The organism is Lysinibacillus parviboronicapiens, assembly GCF_003049575.1.
GTDB classification, from domain to species: domain Bacteria; phylum Bacillota; class Bacilli; order Bacillales_A; family Planococcaceae; genus Lysinibacillus; species Lysinibacillus parviboronicapiens.
In genome coordinates this window covers 114844-132623 of record NZ_PYWI01000005.1, presented here as the reverse complement: position 1 = coordinate 132623, position 17780 = coordinate 114844, and the positions used below count along the sequence as shown (strand labels likewise).

Here is a 17780-nt window from a genome sequence, read left to right as displayed (position 1 = left end):
TGTCACACCTAATCATTCGTTATCTTCTTCTATATTACCAAATTTACCGTTTATATGTAGACATTTTTTAGCCATTTTGTTTTCCCTATGAATATAGTTGAATTTATAGTGCAAAATATAGTAAAATACAATTTGATTGTTGTTAATTGGATAAATATAGGAGGAAATATTTTATGTGGAAAGACTTTAAGGAATTTGCTATGAAAGGCAATATTGTCGATTTAGCAGTGGCTGTTGTTATCGGTGGGGCCTTCGGTAAAATTGTTACCTCCTTAGTAGAAAATATCATTATGCCATTAGTTGGTGTATTAACAGGTGGCATTGATTTAACGAAGAGCTTTGTTTATGGCTCAGGTGAGGCACAAATTCAATTAGGTGTGTTTTTACAGTCTATTATTGACTTTTTAATTATTGCATTTGCGATTTTTATAGCCTTAAGAATCATGACGAAGCTTTCCAATAAAAAAGAAGAGGCTATTGTAGAAGAACCAGTTCCTGCGCTGGATGCAAAAGAAGAGCTTCTAAAAGAAATACGCGATTTATTAAAAAAAGAACAAATGTAAAATAGAAAGCAATTGCTTAGTTACAAGCAATTGCTTTTTATTTTTATCTTATTGTCCCAACGTTCCTTCCCTGTCTGTGTCTTGTAGAAAATACAACCCCTACTATTCCGACAAGATTTTAACACAATAATCTATCAAATTTTCTGAAATCATCTTGTCCTACCGAAGTTTACATGGTAAATTGATAACAATTATAGAGAATACTATATACATAATCAAATTATCCAATAAGAACCTAGGTCCATTGGTGATACGCGGACCTTTTCTATTATTATGATAAGGAAAAGAGTGACGACATGACAAACAACAGAAGTATTGAAACAAAGCTAGTACAATTAGGGAATTTAAGTGATCCAACAACAGGTGCTGTGAGTCCTCCAATTCATTTATCGACAGCTTACAAACATACAGGTATCGGTGAATCTACAGGTTTTGACTATGCACGTACAAAAAATCCAACGCGTGCCATTTTAGAAGCAGGGATAGCGGATTTAGAGGGAGGCGACATGGGCTTTGCCTGTAGCTCAGGCATGGCGGCCATCCAACTCGTACTTTCTCTATTCAAACCTGGTGAGGAATTAATAGTACCTGATGATTTATATGGTGGTACATATCGTCTTTTTAACTTCTTCAAAGAAACATACAATATTAAACCTGTTTATTCCAAATTTGACTCTGTTGAGCAGGTAGAAGCATTGATAAATGACCATACACGTGCCATTTTCATTGAAACACCAACAAACCCGCTTATGCAGGAATTTGATTTGAAAGTGTATGCGGAGCTTGCACATAAGCATGGAGCTTGGTTAATTGTCGATAACACTTTTTACACACCCTATTTCCAACGACCAATTGAATTAGGGGCAGATATAGTACTACATTCAGCAACTAAATATATCGGTGGCCATAATGATGTGCTAGCTGGCCTAGTTGTAGCAAAAGGTGCTGAGTTATCTGAACGTATAGGCTTTATTCATAATGGTAGCGGAATGGTGCTGGGTGCAATGGATTCCTGGTTACTAATTCGTGGTCTAAAAACTATGCACCTTCGCTTAAAACAACATGACACAAACGCCAAAGCCATTGCAGCTTATTTAGAGGAAGAAGAACTAGTGACCGATGTGCTTTATACGGGGAAAGGGGGTATGTTGTCATTCCGTCTGCAAAAGGCTGAATGGATTGATGTATTCCTACGCAATATTAAATTAATTACCTTTGCGGAAAGCCTTGGCGGTGTAGAAAGTTTTATTACATACCCAGCAACTCAAACACATGCAGATATACCGTATGAAGAGCGTGTTGAACGTGGTGTTTGTGACCGTTTACTCCGTTTCTCAGTTGGCATTGAAGAAGCCGAGGACTTAATTGCGGATTTGAAGCAAGTATTTGAAATCCTTAGAAAAGAGGCTTGAGCATGACACAACATATCGAAACAGCACTTATCCATGCAGGTGTGCGTGATGGTTATGAAAATAAAAAAGGTGCTGTTAATGTACCACTGTATGTATCCTCAACATTTCACCAAGAAAGTATCGATGCGTTCGGTGAATTCGATTACGCTCGTTCTGGTAATCCTACACGTGATGCTTTAGAAAAAGCTGTCGCAGAGCTTGAGGGTGGCGTTCGTGCACATGCCTTTGCCTCTGGTATTGCAGCAGTTTCTGCAGCGTTAATGTTACTATCACAAGGCGATCACATCGTTATAACCGAGGATGTTTATGGAGGAACGTACCGCTTCGTGTCAAAAGTGTTGCCGCGTTTCGGCATTTCACATTCCTTTGTTGATTTTACGGATTTAGCTGCGGTGGAGGCAGCAATTACACCTACGACAAAGTTATTGTATATGGAAACACCTTCCAACCCAACACTTGGTATAACAGATATTCGGGGTGTAGTAGCTCTGGCGAAACAACATAAATGTTTAACATTTTTAGATAATACATTTATGACTCCTTTGCACCAGCGACCACTAGATTTAGGTGTAGACGTTGTCATTCACAGTGCCACGAAGTTTTTATCGGGACACTCGGATATTATTGCTGGATTAACTGTCACTGCTGACGAACAGTTAGGCAACGACTTATACTTTATTCAAAATTCATTTGGTAATATTTTAGGTGTACAGGATTCCTTTACTTTACTTCAAAATATGAAAACAACGGATGTACGCTTTAGTCGTTCTAGTGAATCTGCACAGAAAATTGCATTATTTTTAGATGCTAATCCACTAGTTGAACAAGTATATTATCCAGGGCTTGCATCGCATCCTGGCTATGCTATTCATCAGAGCCAGTGTACAAGTGCAGGTGCTGTATTATCGTTCCGCCTACCGAATTATGAAGCAGCTAAGGCACTAGTAGAGGCCATGAAAATTCCTGTTTTCGCTGTATCCCTCGGGGGTGTTGAATCCATTCTTTCCTATCCAGCGAAAATGAGTCATGCCGCAATGGAAACTGATGAACGTGCAAAACGTGGCATAACAGACGGCCTTTTACGTTTTTCAGTGGGTTTAGAACATGTTGATGATCTAATCGCAGACTTCTCACAAGCATTAGAAATTGCTGCAAAGGCATAAAAATTACCGCATCTCTCGCTGAGATGCGGTGTTAATTTGTTGCTAGGTAAATAAAAATTGATTAGCTTGAGGAATCCTGCAACCAATTGTCAATCGTCTCATTAAAAAATGCCGGACTTGCTAATGCAAAACCGTGACCGATATCAGCAACGAGCATCCCGACACAATTACTGTTGCTATTCAGTAAGTCCATAACGGATTTTTTCATCATTGATTTTTCTTTTTCACCCACAATAACTAACATATGAGTCTCTACATGTTTAAAGTTCTCAGGAATGGCAAACGACAAATTTTCTTCCAGAACACGTGTTAATGTATGTTGTCGCATTTGGCGACTCTCTTCATAATATTGATTGAATTTTTCTGCAGGTATGTAAAGTGTCTTCGCTTGAATTTTTGAAAATGCCCTGATTGCGATTAGTGGTGAAGTTAGTTTGACAGTTGGCCCAATCCATTTTTTCATCAATGACATTGGCCTTACTAAAGCACTATTAATTACTGCATAATCTACCAAGTTAGGTCTCATGCTTAATAATTGCACGAGAATTTGAGCACCTAGTGAAAAGCCAATAACAATTATTTTTCGTTCCTCAGCAACTTTTTCAATTAGCTGGATCATCTTTTCTGCGGTGTTTTCTATTGAAAAGTATGTATCTTTGTAATTCTTGCCATGGCCTGGTAAGTCAGGTACAACACAATGATAGTGTGGAGCAAAGTGCTGAATTTGTTGTTCCCACATCCACCCACTGACTCCTCCTCCATGTAAAAACAGCATGAGTGGAGCAGATCTGTCACCATATTCTTTAAAATAAACAGCCATAGTTTCTCCCCCTATTTATGTTGTGCAACTTACTTCTAACACAAAAAACCCCCTATTTAATGTGCTTCAACCATATTAAAAGAGGGATATATAAATCTATTAATTTTTCACCCTTGCTAATACACGATATAGATAATCTCCATGCCCCTGCGCAAGTATCACATCATGCTCATCCTCTATCCAGTAAAACGTCAATTCCAGGTCTGCTTCATTCACACCTGTTGGACAATGTTGCCAACTATCACGCTGCTCATTCGTCGTTAAGTGATAAAAATAGCGTTTTTGTAAAGCGCCTGAATAGTGATTGTAATAGTCCTGTGCAATTAATTCCTTAACCGCTAAATACGTCAAACCAGTTTCTTCAAACATTTCTCGAGCTACTGCCTCAAGTGGTGTTTCCCTTTCTTCTACAGTGCCGTTAGGAATTTGAATACCCGCTCCATTCATATTTTGCTCAAATACTAGCACTTGCAACCGTCCCTCACGCTCTCTCGTAATATAGCCATACGCCTTTTCCAAAACTTGCATGAGATCATCCCCTTCCACATGGTTGTATGTTACAATCAATATAAAATTTGGAACTGTAGGTGAAAAGTATTGACATTAATTATACGACAGATGCGAGAGGAAGACATCTTTTTTGTGCAAGAAATTGCCAAGAGTAGCTGGCATGATACATATGAAGGAATTATTCCAAAAAAGGTACAAGAGCGTTTTTTACAAATTGCTTATAGTAAAGAAAGTTTATTAAAACGACGCCAAAAAAGCTCCTTTTTAGTCGCTGTACTTGACGAGTCATTAGTCGGCTTTGCAAACTTTTCAAAAACGAACAACGGACAGGCTGAGCTTTTCGCTATTTACCTTGTTCCAAATATGCAACATAAAGGTATCGGTACAGCTCTGCTGGAAAACGGTATTCAACAGTTAGAGAATCCAACCACGCTCACAGTGTGTGTAGAAAAAGAAAATACAATTGCTATGCGCTTTTATCAAGCAAAGGGCTTTCAATTTGTAGAGGAATTTGATGATTTGTTTGATGGTCATGTCTTAAAGACCATTCGCATGGCATTATTATTCCCTCGATAAACCTATTTTTCATTTCACTTTATCGATGGAATTTCTATGTGCTTTGCTTGAATAACTAGAGCTGTTAATCCGGTGTCACTTCCTGACGCATGCCCTTGCCCAGTTTGCCAGAGGACGCCTTCACCATTTCTTAATAATATTTTCTTACGATCTTCGCCACTTACCCATCCTTCGCCCTGAATTACTACAAATAATTGCGCCACTGGTGCTTCATGATGTCCGATAACACCACCAGGCTCTATGTAAACCAAACCAATATTGGTTGGCTCTACTGTTTTCATTATTTTAGTATAGAAAGCAGCAACCGAGTTATAATTGTCGATTGTCTTGCCATCATCCATCGTAAATTTATAAATTTCCATATGAAACTCGCCCAATTTATATTTCGCTCATCTAATTTTAGTTTATCAAAAATTATCAATAACTACTGTAATTTTACTTATTTAGTAATAATTTTATTTTTAACACCAGAAATTTTTAGACAAATTAAAAAAGCCCGGAAATAATATTTCCGGACTCGATACCACTTAATTCTCTAGCATGATTAAAACTGTCGGGCTTTCGCTTCACTTCTCAAGATACGGTTATGCAGAGTAATCTCCGTTTCACCATTTACTTGAGACTTCGAATGCTTAATCCTTGTCCAGTTGCGGTGGATTTTTTGAGATTTGGGGTCTAAATGTTCAGGCCTACTCATTTTACATCCTCCTCATCATTATAGATTTCATAAGTGAAATCTGTATTATAATGACCACATTCTATAATTATTATACATACATTTATTTACAAAATAGCTAATCCCGGCAAGGTCTCTATCGATTTAAACTGCCTTTCATCACCAATTCTCATCGTTTTAGAGCATCTTTTTTTGATTCACTAACAGATGCTTACAAGCGTAAAAGGCATGCACATTCTTTTTTATTGGTTTACTTTTTTTGCAAGAGAATATTAACAATCGTTTCAAGTTGAAGTTCTAAATAGTATGGATCTTCCATTACAAATTCGTCGTCAAATTCACCATACATATAAACATTACCCTTTTTAACGGTTGAAGCACTTTTATCATCACGTCATCCATATAAACATAATGTATGATTGACTCCGCCATTTTCTCTTCGTCGTTTTTTACACACTACAAAATAGTACGCAATGTTTGTCATAGCGTACATCTTGTCTTTTGCCTGTAGACGCTCTAAAAAGTCTAATTTATTTTTTAAGACCTCGATGCCCGCAAACATCCCTTCAAATTATATGCTCGGTAAAGTTACCAGCTCTATCACAAACTCTCAGCTGATTTCGACCACTTTCTTTTGCCACATAAAGTGCTTGATCCGCTTTATCAATCAGTTCATAAAACGTTGCTATTTCCCTAGCTATAGTATATTCAGCAATGCCAATACTCACTGTAATTTTAATCAATTGGTCAGCCATCTTATATGGATGCTCTTCAACGTTTATTCTGATACTTTCTGCTATTTTTACAGCGCTTTCCAATGTGGTTATTGGCAATAAAATGACAAATTCTTCTCCACCATATCTTGTTACAATATCTATACTTCGCATGGATTCTGCTATTCGTTTTGCAACATGCTTTAACACCTCATCACCAATAAGATGTCCATATGAATCATTTACCTTTTTGAAAAAATCGATATCAATAGCTATACAGGAACAGGGATTTTGCGCTTCTACACATTCCTGAAAAACATGCTCGCCTTGCTCAATTAGATAACGACGATTATATAACTTCGTCAGCTGGCAGGTGATAGAAAGTTCCCTCAATAAAATGGTGTCTGCCTTCACTTTAGCGCTCATTTCATTGAACGACGAACAAAGCTCCTGAAACTCTTTGGCATAAGGTGCCATCTGATGTTCATTAATTTTATAATCGTAGTGTCCTTGTTCCACCTTGCCTACTCCTTTAAGCAATTGCTGAATCGGCTCCTCGATACTTTTATTGATAAGTAACATGATTTTAATAGTGAAAAATGTGCCTAATAAAATACAGATTGCTAACAGGGCCAATCTTTTTAGCAATGGCAAATACGCTTCCAACACTGCGACTTCTGAAATAATGTACCATTTTCCTTGATTGATAGGCTTGCTTTTAGCCAGCACCCATTCGCCCTTTTTATCTTTATAGATAGTGAGTGATTGTGTCGAATGATGCTGAGCTGCCGTAAGAATATGCTCATCGATCATAAAATTTTGCTTAAACACATCATGCTTCGTTTCATTTGGAGATCTTTTGTTATTATTGGATGCGAGTTCGGTAAGTAATGTGCCATCTTGATTCACGATATAGGCATGCCCTAAAAAGCCAACTCTTGATTCTTGTAACAGCTCGTCGATTGTATGTAAATTGACGGTTCCAAAAACAACACCATTAAATTGCTGTTGCTCATCTAAAATAGGTGAAGCGAACGCAATAATGGGCTGATTTGTTACTTTACTAATAAGAATATCCGTTATATATTGCTGTTTCGTTTCCTTAGCGACTTGAAAGTACTTACGATCATTTACATTAACACCTACACCATTTCTACGATACTCGGTAACTGTATCGAACTGTACAATACCTTCCCTATTGACAAAGATTAAATCAGCAAACTCTGTTTGTTCTTTAAAATCTTGAAAATAACTCTGAGATTTTTCAAAATTGGTACCTCTAACAAAATCTAAATTAGCCATTGTATGTACATCTCTTGATCGCTCCATTAACCAGCTTTCAAAAAAATAGGTTTGTGCGTCTAAGTAATTTGCCATCTCTTCATTCTGATGTTTTATGGTTTGCTGATATTCGATAAAAAGCGTAGGAATAAAAATAAATAGACTAATGATGAAAGAAATAACAATATGCCCTCTGCGAAGTTGACTTTTTATCGTATTCTGCTGTTGAAGCTTCCCTAAAATTTTCAAGCTTTTCCCTCCACAAAATACTAAACATATCTTCCTAAATTGTTCGGAATTTTTATTCTTCACATTAAAAATACCACAACCTAATGATTGTGGCAGTGAGAAAGTTAATAATTCGTCATTTTTATTACAGTAAAATTTGCAGGATTGTCATAAATATAGCTGTTACTAAAGGTACTATTTTTAATAACGTAAATCCGACTGAAGATGTGCAGATTCGCTCTAAAAGTCTTTCATAGGAGAAGCAAAATATTGAATGAAGCGATTTTAACAGAGTGTATGACTGCTTTTGTCTTTTTTGCAATAGCGCTCTTGGCAACTAGATTTACTTTAAAAAGCATGCTTAGACAATGCACCGTGAGCATGCTTGTTGGTTTTGTTATTTTGAAATTCCCGCTACTCATTCACAATAAATTTATGAATGGCAGGTAATAAGTCTTGATGTAGTGGCAAAGTGGGATTTGCATATGTCGCTAAATTGCCTTCACGATCTGCTGGTGCAGTTTTCAAAACATGATTCATACCTTCGATATATAAAAGTTCGGCATCTTTTCTTCCGGTTTTTAATGCTTCAGCATCTGTCGCTTTCACTTGTATATCGGTGGTTCCTTGAATAATTAATACGCGGCTAGTCAATTTTTGTAGCACGCTAGCTGGATGATACTTTAACCAAGAAATCATATATGGTTGTACAGAAGGTCTAAACAATGCTTGTAGTTCTGGAGAAACATTTTCTACTAACTGACCTTTTTTTAACGCACGAAGGATATTCGTTGTTTCCTCCGTTAATGCTGGCGTTAACTGACCTGCTAATTGCTCAACTAATATTTCATCAATTGGTCTACCTGCACCTGCAATTGATATGAAAGAATCCACATTTGCTTTTTGGGCAGCGAGCATGCCGATTAGCGAGCCCTCACTATGCCCAATAATATGAACGCTGGAATAGGCTTTATCTGCTAAAAGAGTTTGAATAACTTGAACAGCATCATCTACAAATTGATCGATTGACACATCCTCTTCCTTTGTCAACAGGGATTGATTATCACCAACACCACGCTTATCAAATCGGACAGTGGCAACACCTTTGTTTACTAATTCTTCGGCAAGCATTTTTAAACTATTATTTTTACCAGCAATCACTGAATTACCATCCTTATCGGTCGGACCAGAACCTGCTATAATTAGCGCCACTGGTGATGGTTCCTTAGTGCTCTTTTGAAGCGCCACGGTTAAATCACCCTTTGTGACAGGAACAGTGATTGTCTCGTAGGATACTGGCTGTTCTTCGTAAGGTTTTAATAAAAGCGTGTACTTGCCACCGTTTTGGTTAAAAGTAGCTTCGATTTGCTGTCCTTTTAATGTACCTACAATTTCAATAGCTGAGCCATTTAAATTAATAGCGGCTTTTACTTGATCGCCATTATACTTCACACTGTTAATTGGATAATTTTTCAAACCTTGCGCGGGTACCGATAATGTCCCACCTTCTTGTTGTAAGTCCACTACAATTGATAGCGTGCCGTTTGGAATTTCAATATCGCCTGCCCATTTTCCTAACAGCTGTTCATTCATATCATTGTTCTCCTTTGTTTTATCGACCTGTGTTTCCTTGTCCTTTTGCGTACAGGCTGCTAATAACAACGCTACGAAACACACGACTAAAAGTTTTTTCATACCATTTCCTCCCTTACTTATATAAAAATAATTAAAAATATAGGTAACAATATAAGAAGTATAATGACAAAACTCCATTTATTCCCAAAATTAACTGTCCAGCCAACACCAAATTTCTTCTGTATAAGTAACGCTGGATCATCTTTATTTATGTAAAAAATACCCCACTTCCAGTATCGATCATCCCCTGGGACAGATTCATTTGTATGGATCGTCTCAAAACGCTCGTTACTTTTACTGATTCTCCAAATTAAGAGCAGTAGCCCACCAAATGTTAATATCATGAAACCGATAAAAAGAGGGAAGAAATAAGAAGCTGTTTCATTTTGCAAAATGATGGAAGAATATTGTAAAACGACAAATAAAATCGTCATACCTAAATTAATTGCAGTTAAATACCAACTCCCATATTTTCGCTGATGAAGTTCTCGCTCAGCAGATGCTTTCTTTTCCTGTGCACTCAATTGTATTTTGGCACTTTTCATACCTACCCCTAAAATTAAATACGTCAGTTGAATGCCAAGCAAAAGTAATGGTAGCTCTATAACTGATATCCTCGTTTTTTCTGTCCAACGCTAATCGTTACTTTGTATCTCTAATCCACCGTCTCGAATACCTTTTTGCGTGTTGACGAGCATAGGAAGATAGGCTTCTGGCATCCCTGCGCCTCTCATAATGTCGGTATAAGTTGCATCATCGACTTGTTGTACAAGGATTTCTTCCCCTAATACATCTCCAAGAGCAGCTACTAATTCCACTTGAGTCATTGGCTTACCGGAAAGTTCGTAAATGGTATTCTCGTGTCCATGCCCAATCAATACATTTGTTGCTGCCTCCGCTAAATCCTGTCGAAGTACCAGCCTACTTTTCCCGTTCCTGCGGATGTTACCCAAGGTGCTCCTGCTATCGCGCCTTGTATGCCTCCAATTTCATTTTCAACATACCAATTGTTACGTAAAAATGAGTAAGGAATACCTGTTTTCAAAATAGCTTCTTCTCTAGCTCTATGTGATGAAGCAAGGAAAAATTTGCCGTCACTTGCATTTGTTATACTAGTATAAGCAATAAATTTTACTTGAGCACGCACGGCAGCAGCTAAGGCATTCGTATGATGTCTCATCACTGTTTCATTATCCCCGAATGTAGAAGTAATGAAAAGCCTGATCAATCCCTGAAAAAGCAGCATCTAATGTTTTCGGTTGATCAAAATCTCCGTGTCGAACTTCCACGCCGCGAGCTCGCAATCCCTCTGCTTTCTCTCGATTTCGAACACTTACAGCCAACTCACTGGCTGGTTCAGTTTTTAATAGTGTTTCTACAACCTTTGCCCCTAATTGTCCTGTGGCACCTGTAACTAATATTTTCATTTCCTTGTCCCCCAATTAATTTTTTATATGGCATTATGAAGCTTAGGTATAAACTAAATCCATAGTCACAAAAAAAGTACCATTGCGAAAGAGAGGAAATTCAAACAATGGCTCGATTTAAATTTCAAGGTGAACCACCTCATGAAGAACAAGAAGAAGTATGCTCTTTGACACTTACTCAAAATGTAATCGCTGGAAGATGGAAAATTATTATTTTATGGTATCTAAGTCGGCGAACAAGAAGATTTAACGAACTTCAAAGGTTGTTACCAGGCATTTCAAAAGGCATATTAACAAGACAATTGAGAGAATTGGAAGAAGACGGAATGGTTCACAGAGAAGTGTATAAAGAAGTTTCTCCGAAAGTAGGATACTCACTAACATTACTAGGGAAAAACTTTATACCTGTATTAGACATTATGGGCGAGTGGGGTAAAAACTATATGGAGAAAAAACAAAAGGAATAAAAAGTTATAGTAGAGCCTTGTCGTATGTATGTTATAAGGTATTTATTCATACATCTTAGTCAATTAAATGATCCGATTATTGAGTAGCATACCTTACCCTCTTTTAGTAAATGAATTAACTTTTTGTCACTTTACAATTTTGGCATAAAAAAAGACCCAGAATCATTCTGGGTCCGAGGACACTTATTGCCTCTAATTATTGTTACTGTTTGGCTTCTGCTCCAGACCTCAAGATATAGCAATACAGAGTAAACTCTGTATTACCAATTCATTGAGTTTTTTGAAGCTCCACCTTATACAGTTGTGGCGGACTTTCCTGAGATTCTTTGTCTACTGGTGTATGACTACTCATTCTGCATCCTCCTCATCATAATAGATGAATAAGTGTAACCTTTAACAGTATGGGCTGTAGTTCATAAAGCTATACATAGAATGGTTAAATTTAATGGTACTCTCATAAAATTTCCGCGAGTTATCGCTGTGTTATTTGCGAAAATCGCTATGAGAAACAACATGAAGTTCTTTGACTCGTGCTATTAGTTTACCTTGAGCTGCTTTTCTTGAAAAACTTGCTGAGCCATCTTTAATGCATTTTGCACACGTGGAAAGCCAATGTATGGCACTAATTGCAGCAGTGCTTCCACAATCTCTGTCGGTGTTAAACCTGCATGCAAGCCTCTTTTAATATGTGTTTTTGTTTATGGTTCAGCACCTTGTGTAACAACCGCTGTAATCACGACAAGCGCGCGACTTTTGGCCTCGAGTCCTGGTCGTGAATAGACATCACCATAAGCAAACTCAATAATCATCTTGCGTAAATCTGGCGCTATATCAGCGAGTGTATCTGAATCTACCAAGCGAGTTGCTTCTTCTTCTGTGATATATTGTTTAATCGTTGCTAACCCCTTTGTAAAACGTTCCCCCATTTATTATCCCTCCCAAATTTTATATACAAAAACCCCAATTCCGCGTCTCCAGAATGGGGGATTGTCCTTCACATATGTAAGGTGCTCTTTTTCGTTTCACCCTCTGGCTCCTGCGAAAAAGGAAATGGTTTGTTCATAGTGTCTCACTGGACAGCTTTAATGAAGTTCTATGCAAAAGTCACGAGGACATGCACGCAAATTTAAGAATTGTGTGTAAATTGTGTGTGTGCCAGGCACTCTTTGGCTTTTTCGATTTGGATTTTTACTTGATCAAAGCCTGTACCACCTAATGAATGACGACGACGAACAGCCGCTTCTGGTGCCAGCACATCATAAATATCTGCCTCGATAAGCTCACTTTCTTTTTTCATATCTTCAATTGGTAAATCCAATAAATAGATATCCTTTTGAATACAAGTGAAGACTAGTTTGCCAGTTACTTCATGTGCTTCACGGAAAGGCATTCCTTTTGTTGCAAGGTAGTCTGCAAGTTCCGTGGCATTGGAGAAGTCAGAGTGCACTGCCTTGTGCAGACGCTCTGTATTGACAGTCATCGTGCGTACCATTCCTTCAAAGATTTTCAGTGAGCCAAGAATTGTGTGCACGGTATCGAACATACCTTCTTTGTCTTCCTGCATATCTTTGTTGTACGTTAACGGTGTACCTTTTAGCACAGTTAATAAGCCCATTAAGTTACCGTATACACGGCCCGTCTTTCCGCGAATTAACTCTGCCATATCAGGATTTTTCTTTTGTGGCATAATGGAAGAGCCAGTTGAAAACGCATCGTCTAGCTCAATAAACTTAAATTCATCTGTTGACCAAAGGATAATCTCCTCAGCAAAACGCGATAAATGTGCCATTAGTAATGAAGAATTGCTTAAAAATTCAACAATGAAATCACGGTCGCTTACCGCATCCATTGAGTTTGCATACACTTGAGAAAAGCCAAGTAGCTCCGCAGTTTTTAAACGGTCTATTGGGAAAGTTGTCCCTGCCATCGCTCCAGCGCCTAAAGGCAGAATATCAATGCGTTTTACAGACTCCGTAAAGCGTTGTTTATCGCGTTCAAGCATCCAAAAGTACGCCATTAAATGATGGGCAAACGAAATTGGTTGTGCACGCTGTAAGTGTGTGTAACCAGGAGCAATTGTTTCCACATGCTCTTGCGCCTTTTCTAGTAACGTTTTTTGGAATGTCTCGATTAAGCCGACAGCTTCCTGCACACGTTTTTTCAAGAAAATATGCATATCCGTTGCCACTTGGTCGTTACGGCTACGACCTGTATGAAGTTTCCCACCAACAGGGCCAATTAAATCGATCAGCATTTTCTCTAAGTTTAAATGGATATCCTCGTTCGCAACGCTAAATTCAAGCTCACCTGCAATTGCTTTCTCCTGCAGTTGTGCAAGGCCGCCAAGAATGCTCTCAACGTCAGTTGCTGGTAAAATTCCAGTTTCCCCAAGCATTGTAACATGAGCGACACTACCTTCCAGGTCTTCCATTACAAGTTGTTGGTCAAAGCCGATAGATGCGCCGAACTCATCAACCCATGCTTCTGCTGATTTTTGGAATCGTCCGCCCCAAAGTTTTGTCATAACAGCTCACCTTTTCCTTTAGTACTTATCGAAAAGGTGCAGTACAGCGCATATGCTACACTACACCTAGATTTTCGTTGTTTCTAGCTCCAGTGCCTAACCCTCACATCATGATTTGCTTCCTTAAGCGAAAGTGATACCACGTTACTTTTCGCTTCGAGCGCGCAAGCAGTGTTACGGAGATAAACAGAATGCTTCGTTTTTTTAACTATTTTTTATTGACCGAAGAGTTAACCACTGTTGGCAAGCCCCATAATTCGATGAAACCTACTGCTGAAGCATGGTTGAAGGCATCTTCTTTTGAGTAAGTTGCCAGTTTTTCATTGTATAAAGAATTTGGCGATTTACGTCCTTCAACAATTGCATGACCTTTGTAAAGTTTCACGCGCACCGTACCATTTACATATTGTTGTGATTCTTTTAAGAATGCTTCAAGTGCATCACGTAATGGAGAGAACCATAAACCATCATAGATTAATTCAGATAATTTTTTCTCAATTATAGGTTTAAAATGCGCTAATTCTTTTACAAGTGTTAAATCCTCAAGCTCTTTATGAGCAGTTAACAGTACTTTGGCACCTGGAATTTCGTATACTTCACGAGATTTAATACCTACCAAACGGTTTTCGACGTGATCGATACGACCAACACCGTGTGCGCCAGCAACTGCATTTAATTCTTGAATTAAATCAGCTAGTTTCATTTCTTTGCCGTTTAAAGCAACAGGTTTACCAGCTACGAATTCGATTTCTACATATTGTGCTTCATTGGGTGCTTGTTCTACAGAAACTGTTAAACCGTAAGCTTCTTCTGGTGGTGCAACCCAAGGATCTTCCATTACGCCTGCTTCGTTTGCACGGCCCCATAGATTTTGGTCGATTGAAAACGGTGAGTCAAGTGTAGCAGGAATCGGTACATTGTGTTTCGCTGCGTATTCGATTTCCTCGTCACGGCTCCAGCCCCATTCACGAACAGGTGCTAAAACTTCTAAATCTGGGTTCAATGCTTTAATTGACACTTCGAAACGAACTTGGTCATTGCCTTTACCTGTGCAACCGTGAGCCACTGCGTCCGCGCCTACTTGGTTGGCGATTTCCACTAATTTTTTAGAAATAAGTGGTCGGGAAAGAGCTGATACTAATGGATATTTTTGTTCATACCAAGTATGAGCTTGTAAAGAAACCAGTGCGTAATTTTCTGCGAATTCGTCCTTTGCATCCACCATGTATGATTCAACTGCACCTACTTGAAGTGCTTTGTTTTTAATGAATTCTAGGTCTTTTCCTTCACCAACATCGAGACAAACTGCAATAACGTCCCAACCTTGCTCTTTTAACCACGGAATTGCTACTGAAGTATCAAGACCGCCCGAGTATGCTAATACTACTTTTTTATTTGTCATGAAAAAATGCGCCTCCAATTGCTCTATAGGATATGTATGTTTATACATTCACTTAAAAGTTTATACACGAATAGTAACATGTTATAAAAATAAAAACAAGTGTATTTTTATAAAAAAATAGACTTTTATGTTTAATCGTAAAAGTCAGTTAATACAAGATTTTAGCCACTATTGGAACAGTAAAAATTTTTACTCGTAAATACGATTAATTCCTGACAAGGCTAATGTATACAATATAAAAAAATGATCTACTAACGAAAAAGAGAAGCCGTCTCAAAAATCAATTGAAACGACTCCTCTAGTAAGGAAGGCATCATCTAAGCTGTTATAGTTATTTCTTATTAAAAAATGGCTTACCCAAAAATTCAATTGTGGCTGGTGCTAAAGCATACAGTTTACTCGATAAACCCATAATACGTGGTAAATTCACTTCTCTTACAGGACGTTCAATGGTTTTTAGCGTCGCATGTGCAACTTCTTCAGGTGTTAATAGAAACCTACCTAAAGACTCTCGATAACCACTTTCGTCACTTACCTTATCTAAAAAAGGTGTGTCAATCGGGCCAGGATGAATCGCAGTAACCTTGACATTAAATGGTGCCAGTTCCATACGTAAGCCGTTTGTAAAGCCGACGATCGCGTGCTTTGTTGCTGCGTAAACACTAGCCTTTGGTGTTGCTACTTTTCCTGCCTGGGAACCAATGAAAATAAGCTGGCCCCGTCCACGTTCTATCATAGAAGCCGCTAAACGTTTTGCTAAGTAAATCGGTACACTGACATTGAGCTCGACCATTTCAGTGATAGCTTCATCAGATAATGCGGGTGCAATGCCAAACTTACCGACCCCTGCAGATAGAATCGCAACATCAATCGGGGGTAGCTGTGCACAAACTTCGTTAATTGCTGCAAGTGTTGTTAAGTCAGCTTGGATAACGTTAGCGCCTAATCGTTCTAGTGCTTTTAAGGCTACTGCATTGCGTCCTGTAGCATAGACCAAGTGGCCTTGTGCAACTAATAATTCTGTAATTTTCAATCCTACACCACTAGTCGCACCAGTAACAAAGATTGTCTTTTTATTCATTTTCATGTATAACCTACTTTCGTTTAAACAGATAGACACCTTCATCATTTTTCTTAGACGTCACAAGGTTAATTGCCTCTAAGTAGTCTAAATGACCAAGCGTTTTAGAAAGCGTTAGACCAAGCATACGCTGAAAAATCGATGGATATAATCGTTGTGTCATTTGTACCACTGTTAACTGATCATCATCAAGCAACTCAAAGACCTTCATCGATTGCAGATGTTGGCGTTCAAGTCGCTTATCGATTAAATCCGGAATATTTTGTAAATCTGCGCCATGCCCTGTATACATGGTTTTGACGGGTAATTGGCGCAAAATTTCAAGTGATGCATTATATTGCAGTAACGATTTCGTGCGCCCTATTGAACGATCTAATGGTGGTTCAATTAATGGATTAGGTGTAATCTTTTCAAGCAGTAGGTCTCCCCCAATAACATTATGTGTTTTTTCATCCCAAAAAATAAAATGACTTTGCGCATGTCCTAATGTTTCAAACGCCTGTAATCCAGGATGTCCCGGTACTTCATCACCGTCATTTAAAATTTGTGTCAACGGTCGTTCACCTACAAGCTCTAATTCACGACGTACATGGACACTCTGTTGAATATACTCATGAGGTACTCCATGTTCAAACAAACGCTCACTATAAAACTGTTCATGATAACGTAAAAACTCTTCGTCATGACGTAGCCATTTATCGTTATAGGCATGCCCTAAAATTTCTGCATGCGGAAATGCATCCACCCAGCCTGCATGATCTGGGTGATGATGGGTTAACACAACCTGTTCAATATCTTGCAACTGAAAACCAGCTGCCCGAACCCCCCACTTCAGAGCATCGTATGCTTCCATTGTTTTTGGACCAACATCAAAAATCGTCAGTGCATCCCCTTTGACAACAAATGCATTAACATCTCCTACTTCATAGGGTGTTGGTATTTCGATTTTGTGAATAGACAAAGCTGTTTCCCCCTTACTGCTACTAATGAATACTGATTCATTTTATTTTACAAGTTTTTCTTTCTTTCGTCACCCATCTGTTGACAGGCTGACGTATTATCAATATAATTTTGAATAATCTAATTATTTATGTGCGTTGAAGAAGCCAAGTACGTCGTGGTGAAAGGTGTTCTAGAGAATGTTACATTTGCTGCAAGTAACATCACCCGCTCCCATTACTGAACCTACTTCTGAGCAGTTATGACAACATAACCGTCCCCCTTGCGATAAAAGGGCTAAGAGTTGTGCCAAAATTGGCAAACAAAGGTGGTACCGCGGAAACGACAGCGTTTTCGTCCTTC

General features: G+C 38.4%; 16 protein-coding genes and 2 pseudogenes. 5 read left to right on the top strand and 13 right to left on the bottom strand.

The features are described 5' to 3' along the window. The first annotated feature begins 173 nt into the window (after positions 1-173). The 3 genes from mscL to C9J35_RS07060 all read left to right on the top strand — a co-directional run bounded on the left by mscL (position 174) and on the right by C9J35_RS07060 (position 3138). Positions 174-563, top strand: a complete 390-nt coding sequence (mscL, locus tag C9J35_RS07070; RefSeq protein ID WP_107923959.1) for a large conductance mechanosensitive channel protein MscL — start codon at positions 174-176, stop codon at positions 561-563. Positions 564-859: 296 nt separating this feature from the next. Then, complete coding sequence (locus C9J35_RS07065) at positions 860-1975, top strand: methionine biosynthesis PLP-dependent protein (RefSeq protein ID WP_107923958.1); 1116 nt, start codon at positions 860-862, stop codon at positions 1973-1975. A 2-nt stretch (positions 1976-1977) separates the two neighbouring features. Continuing rightward, complete coding sequence (locus C9J35_RS07060) at positions 1978-3138, top strand: aminotransferase class I/II-fold pyridoxal phosphate-dependent enzyme (protein WP_107923957.1); 1161 nt, start codon at positions 1978-1980, stop codon at positions 3136-3138. Positions 3139-3199: 61 nt separating this feature from the next. On the opposite strand, the gene C9J35_RS07055 is transcribed toward C9J35_RS07060, so the two are convergent. Beyond that, positions 3200-3958 carry an alpha/beta fold hydrolase gene (locus C9J35_RS07055; protein WP_107923956.1) on the bottom strand — a complete coding sequence of 253 codons (759 nt, stop codon included), beginning with the start codon at positions 3956-3958 and terminating at the stop codon, positions 3200-3202. A gap of 99 nt (positions 3959-4057) precedes the next feature. Beyond that, positions 4058-4486, bottom strand: a complete 429-nt coding sequence (locus C9J35_RS07050) for an NUDIX hydrolase (protein WP_054767517.1) — start codon at positions 4484-4486, stop codon at positions 4058-4060. 69 nt (positions 4487-4555) lie between these two features. On the opposite strand from C9J35_RS07050, the gene C9J35_RS07045 reads away from it, so the two are divergent. After that, entirely contained in the window at positions 4556-5044 is a 489-nt protein-coding gene (locus C9J35_RS07045; protein WP_193767064.1) for a GNAT family N-acetyltransferase, read from the top strand. Positions 5045-5058: 14 nt separating this feature from the next. Here C9J35_RS07045 and C9J35_RS07040 read toward each other — a convergent pair whose 3' ends face one another. From C9J35_RS07040 to C9J35_RS25045, 6 genes and pseudogenes are all read right to left on the bottom strand, one after another. Next, positions 5059-5421 (bottom strand): cupin domain-containing protein, encoded by a 363-nt coding sequence (locus tag C9J35_RS07040; protein WP_235616222.1) that lies wholly within the window; start codon positions 5419-5421, stop codon positions 5059-5061. Positions 5422-5588: 167 nt separating this feature from the next. After that, positions 5589-5741 (bottom strand): YpzG family protein, encoded by a 153-nt coding sequence (locus C9J35_RS07035; protein WP_107923955.1) that lies wholly within the window; start codon positions 5739-5741, stop codon positions 5589-5591. A 545-nt stretch (positions 5742-6286) separates the two neighbouring features. After that, entirely contained in the window at positions 6287-7963 is a 1677-nt protein-coding gene (locus tag C9J35_RS07030) for a sensor domain-containing diguanylate cyclase (protein WP_107923954.1), read from the bottom strand. Between the two features lie 393 nt (positions 7964-8356). Beyond that, positions 8357-9637, bottom strand: a complete 1281-nt coding sequence (locus C9J35_RS07025; protein WP_107923953.1) for an alpha/beta hydrolase — start codon at positions 9635-9637, stop codon at positions 8357-8359. A 17-nt stretch (positions 9638-9654) separates the two neighbouring features. After that, positions 9655-10122, bottom strand: a complete 468-nt coding sequence (locus C9J35_RS07020) for a DUF5808 domain-containing protein (RefSeq protein WP_107923952.1) — start codon at positions 10120-10122, stop codon at positions 9655-9657. 93 nt (positions 10123-10215) lie between these two features. Beyond that, a pseudogene (locus tag C9J35_RS25045) lies at positions 10216-11004 on the bottom strand (SDR family oxidoreductase); the annotation flags it as partial. Between the two features lie 107 nt (positions 11005-11111). Between C9J35_RS25045 and C9J35_RS07010 the strand changes: the two are divergent. Then, on the top strand, positions 11112-11471 hold the full coding sequence (locus C9J35_RS07010; protein ID WP_107923951.1) for a winged helix-turn-helix transcriptional regulator: 360 nt from the start codon (positions 11112-11114) through the stop codon (positions 11469-11471). A 536-nt stretch (positions 11472-12007) separates the two neighbouring features. Here the strand turns inward: C9J35_RS07010 and C9J35_RS07005 are convergent. From C9J35_RS07005 to C9J35_RS06985, 5 genes and pseudogenes are all read right to left on the bottom strand, one after another. Next, positions 12008-12397: pseudogene (locus C9J35_RS07005) on the bottom strand (carboxymuconolactone decarboxylase family protein). 200 nt (positions 12398-12597) lie between these two features. Beyond that, positions 12598-13995: an argininosuccinate lyase gene (gene argH, locus C9J35_RS07000; RefSeq protein ID WP_107923950.1), complete on the bottom strand. Its 1398-nt coding sequence runs from the start codon at positions 13993-13995 to the stop codon at positions 12598-12600. Between the two features lie 208 nt (positions 13996-14203). Then, positions 14204-15397: an argininosuccinate synthase gene (locus tag C9J35_RS06995; RefSeq protein ID WP_107923949.1), complete on the bottom strand. Its 1194-nt coding sequence runs from the start codon at positions 15395-15397 to the stop codon at positions 14204-14206. A gap of 331 nt (positions 15398-15728) precedes the next feature. After that, a complete protein-coding gene (locus C9J35_RS06990) occupies positions 15729-16484 on the bottom strand; it encodes an SDR family NAD(P)-dependent oxidoreductase (protein WP_107923948.1) in 756 nt (251 codons plus the stop codon). A gap of 7 nt (positions 16485-16491) precedes the next feature. Further along, a complete protein-coding gene (locus C9J35_RS06985; RefSeq protein ID WP_107923947.1) occupies positions 16492-17439 on the bottom strand; it encodes an MBL fold metallo-hydrolase in 948 nt (315 codons plus the stop codon). Between the last annotated feature and the right edge of the window lie 341 nt (positions 17440-17780).

What these genes read in the sequence shown, in the direction of transcription:
- mscL (WP_107923959.1), top strand. Translation starts at nt 174, where the DNA reads ATGTGGAAAGACTTTAAGGAATTTGCTATGAAAGGCAATATTGTCGAT.
- C9J35_RS07065 (WP_107923958.1), top strand. Translation starts at nt 860, where the DNA reads ATGACAAACAACAGAAGTATTGAAACAAAGCTAGTACAATTAGGGAAT.
- C9J35_RS07060 (WP_107923957.1), top strand. Translation starts at nt 1,978, where the DNA reads ATGACACAACATATCGAAACAGCACTTATCCATGCAGGTGTGCGTGAT.
- C9J35_RS07055 (WP_107923956.1), bottom strand. Translation starts at nt 3,958, where the DNA reads ATGGCTGTTTATTTTAAAGAATATGGTGACAGATCTGCTCCACTCATG.
- C9J35_RS07050 (WP_054767517.1), bottom strand. Translation starts at nt 4,486, where the DNA reads ATGCAAGTTTTGGAAAAGGCGTATGGCTATATTACGAGAGAGCGTGAG.
- C9J35_RS07035 (WP_107923955.1), bottom strand. Translation starts at nt 5,741, where the DNA reads ATGAGTAGGCCTGAACATTTAGACCCCAAATCTCAAAAAATCCACCGC.
- C9J35_RS07025 (WP_107923953.1), bottom strand. Translation starts at nt 9,637, where the DNA reads ATGAAAAAACTTTTAGTCGTGTGTTTCGTAGCGTTGTTATTAGCAGCC.
- C9J35_RS07020 (WP_107923952.1), bottom strand. Translation starts at nt 10,122, where the DNA reads ATGAAAAGTGCCAAAATACAATTGAGTGCACAGGAAAAGAAAGCATCT.
- C9J35_RS07010 (WP_107923951.1), top strand. Translation starts at nt 11,112, where the DNA reads ATGGCTCGATTTAAATTTCAAGGTGAACCACCTCATGAAGAACAAGAA.
- argH (WP_107923950.1), bottom strand. Translation starts at nt 13,995, where the DNA reads ATGACAAAACTTTGGGGCGGACGATTCCAAAAATCAGCAGAAGCATGG.
- C9J35_RS06995 (WP_107923949.1), bottom strand. Translation starts at nt 15,397, where the DNA reads ATGACAAATAAAAAAGTAGTATTAGCATACTCGGGCGGTCTTGATACT.
- C9J35_RS06990 (WP_107923948.1), bottom strand. Translation starts at nt 16,484, where the DNA reads ATGAAAATGAATAAAAAGACAATCTTTGTTACTGGTGCGACTAGTGGT.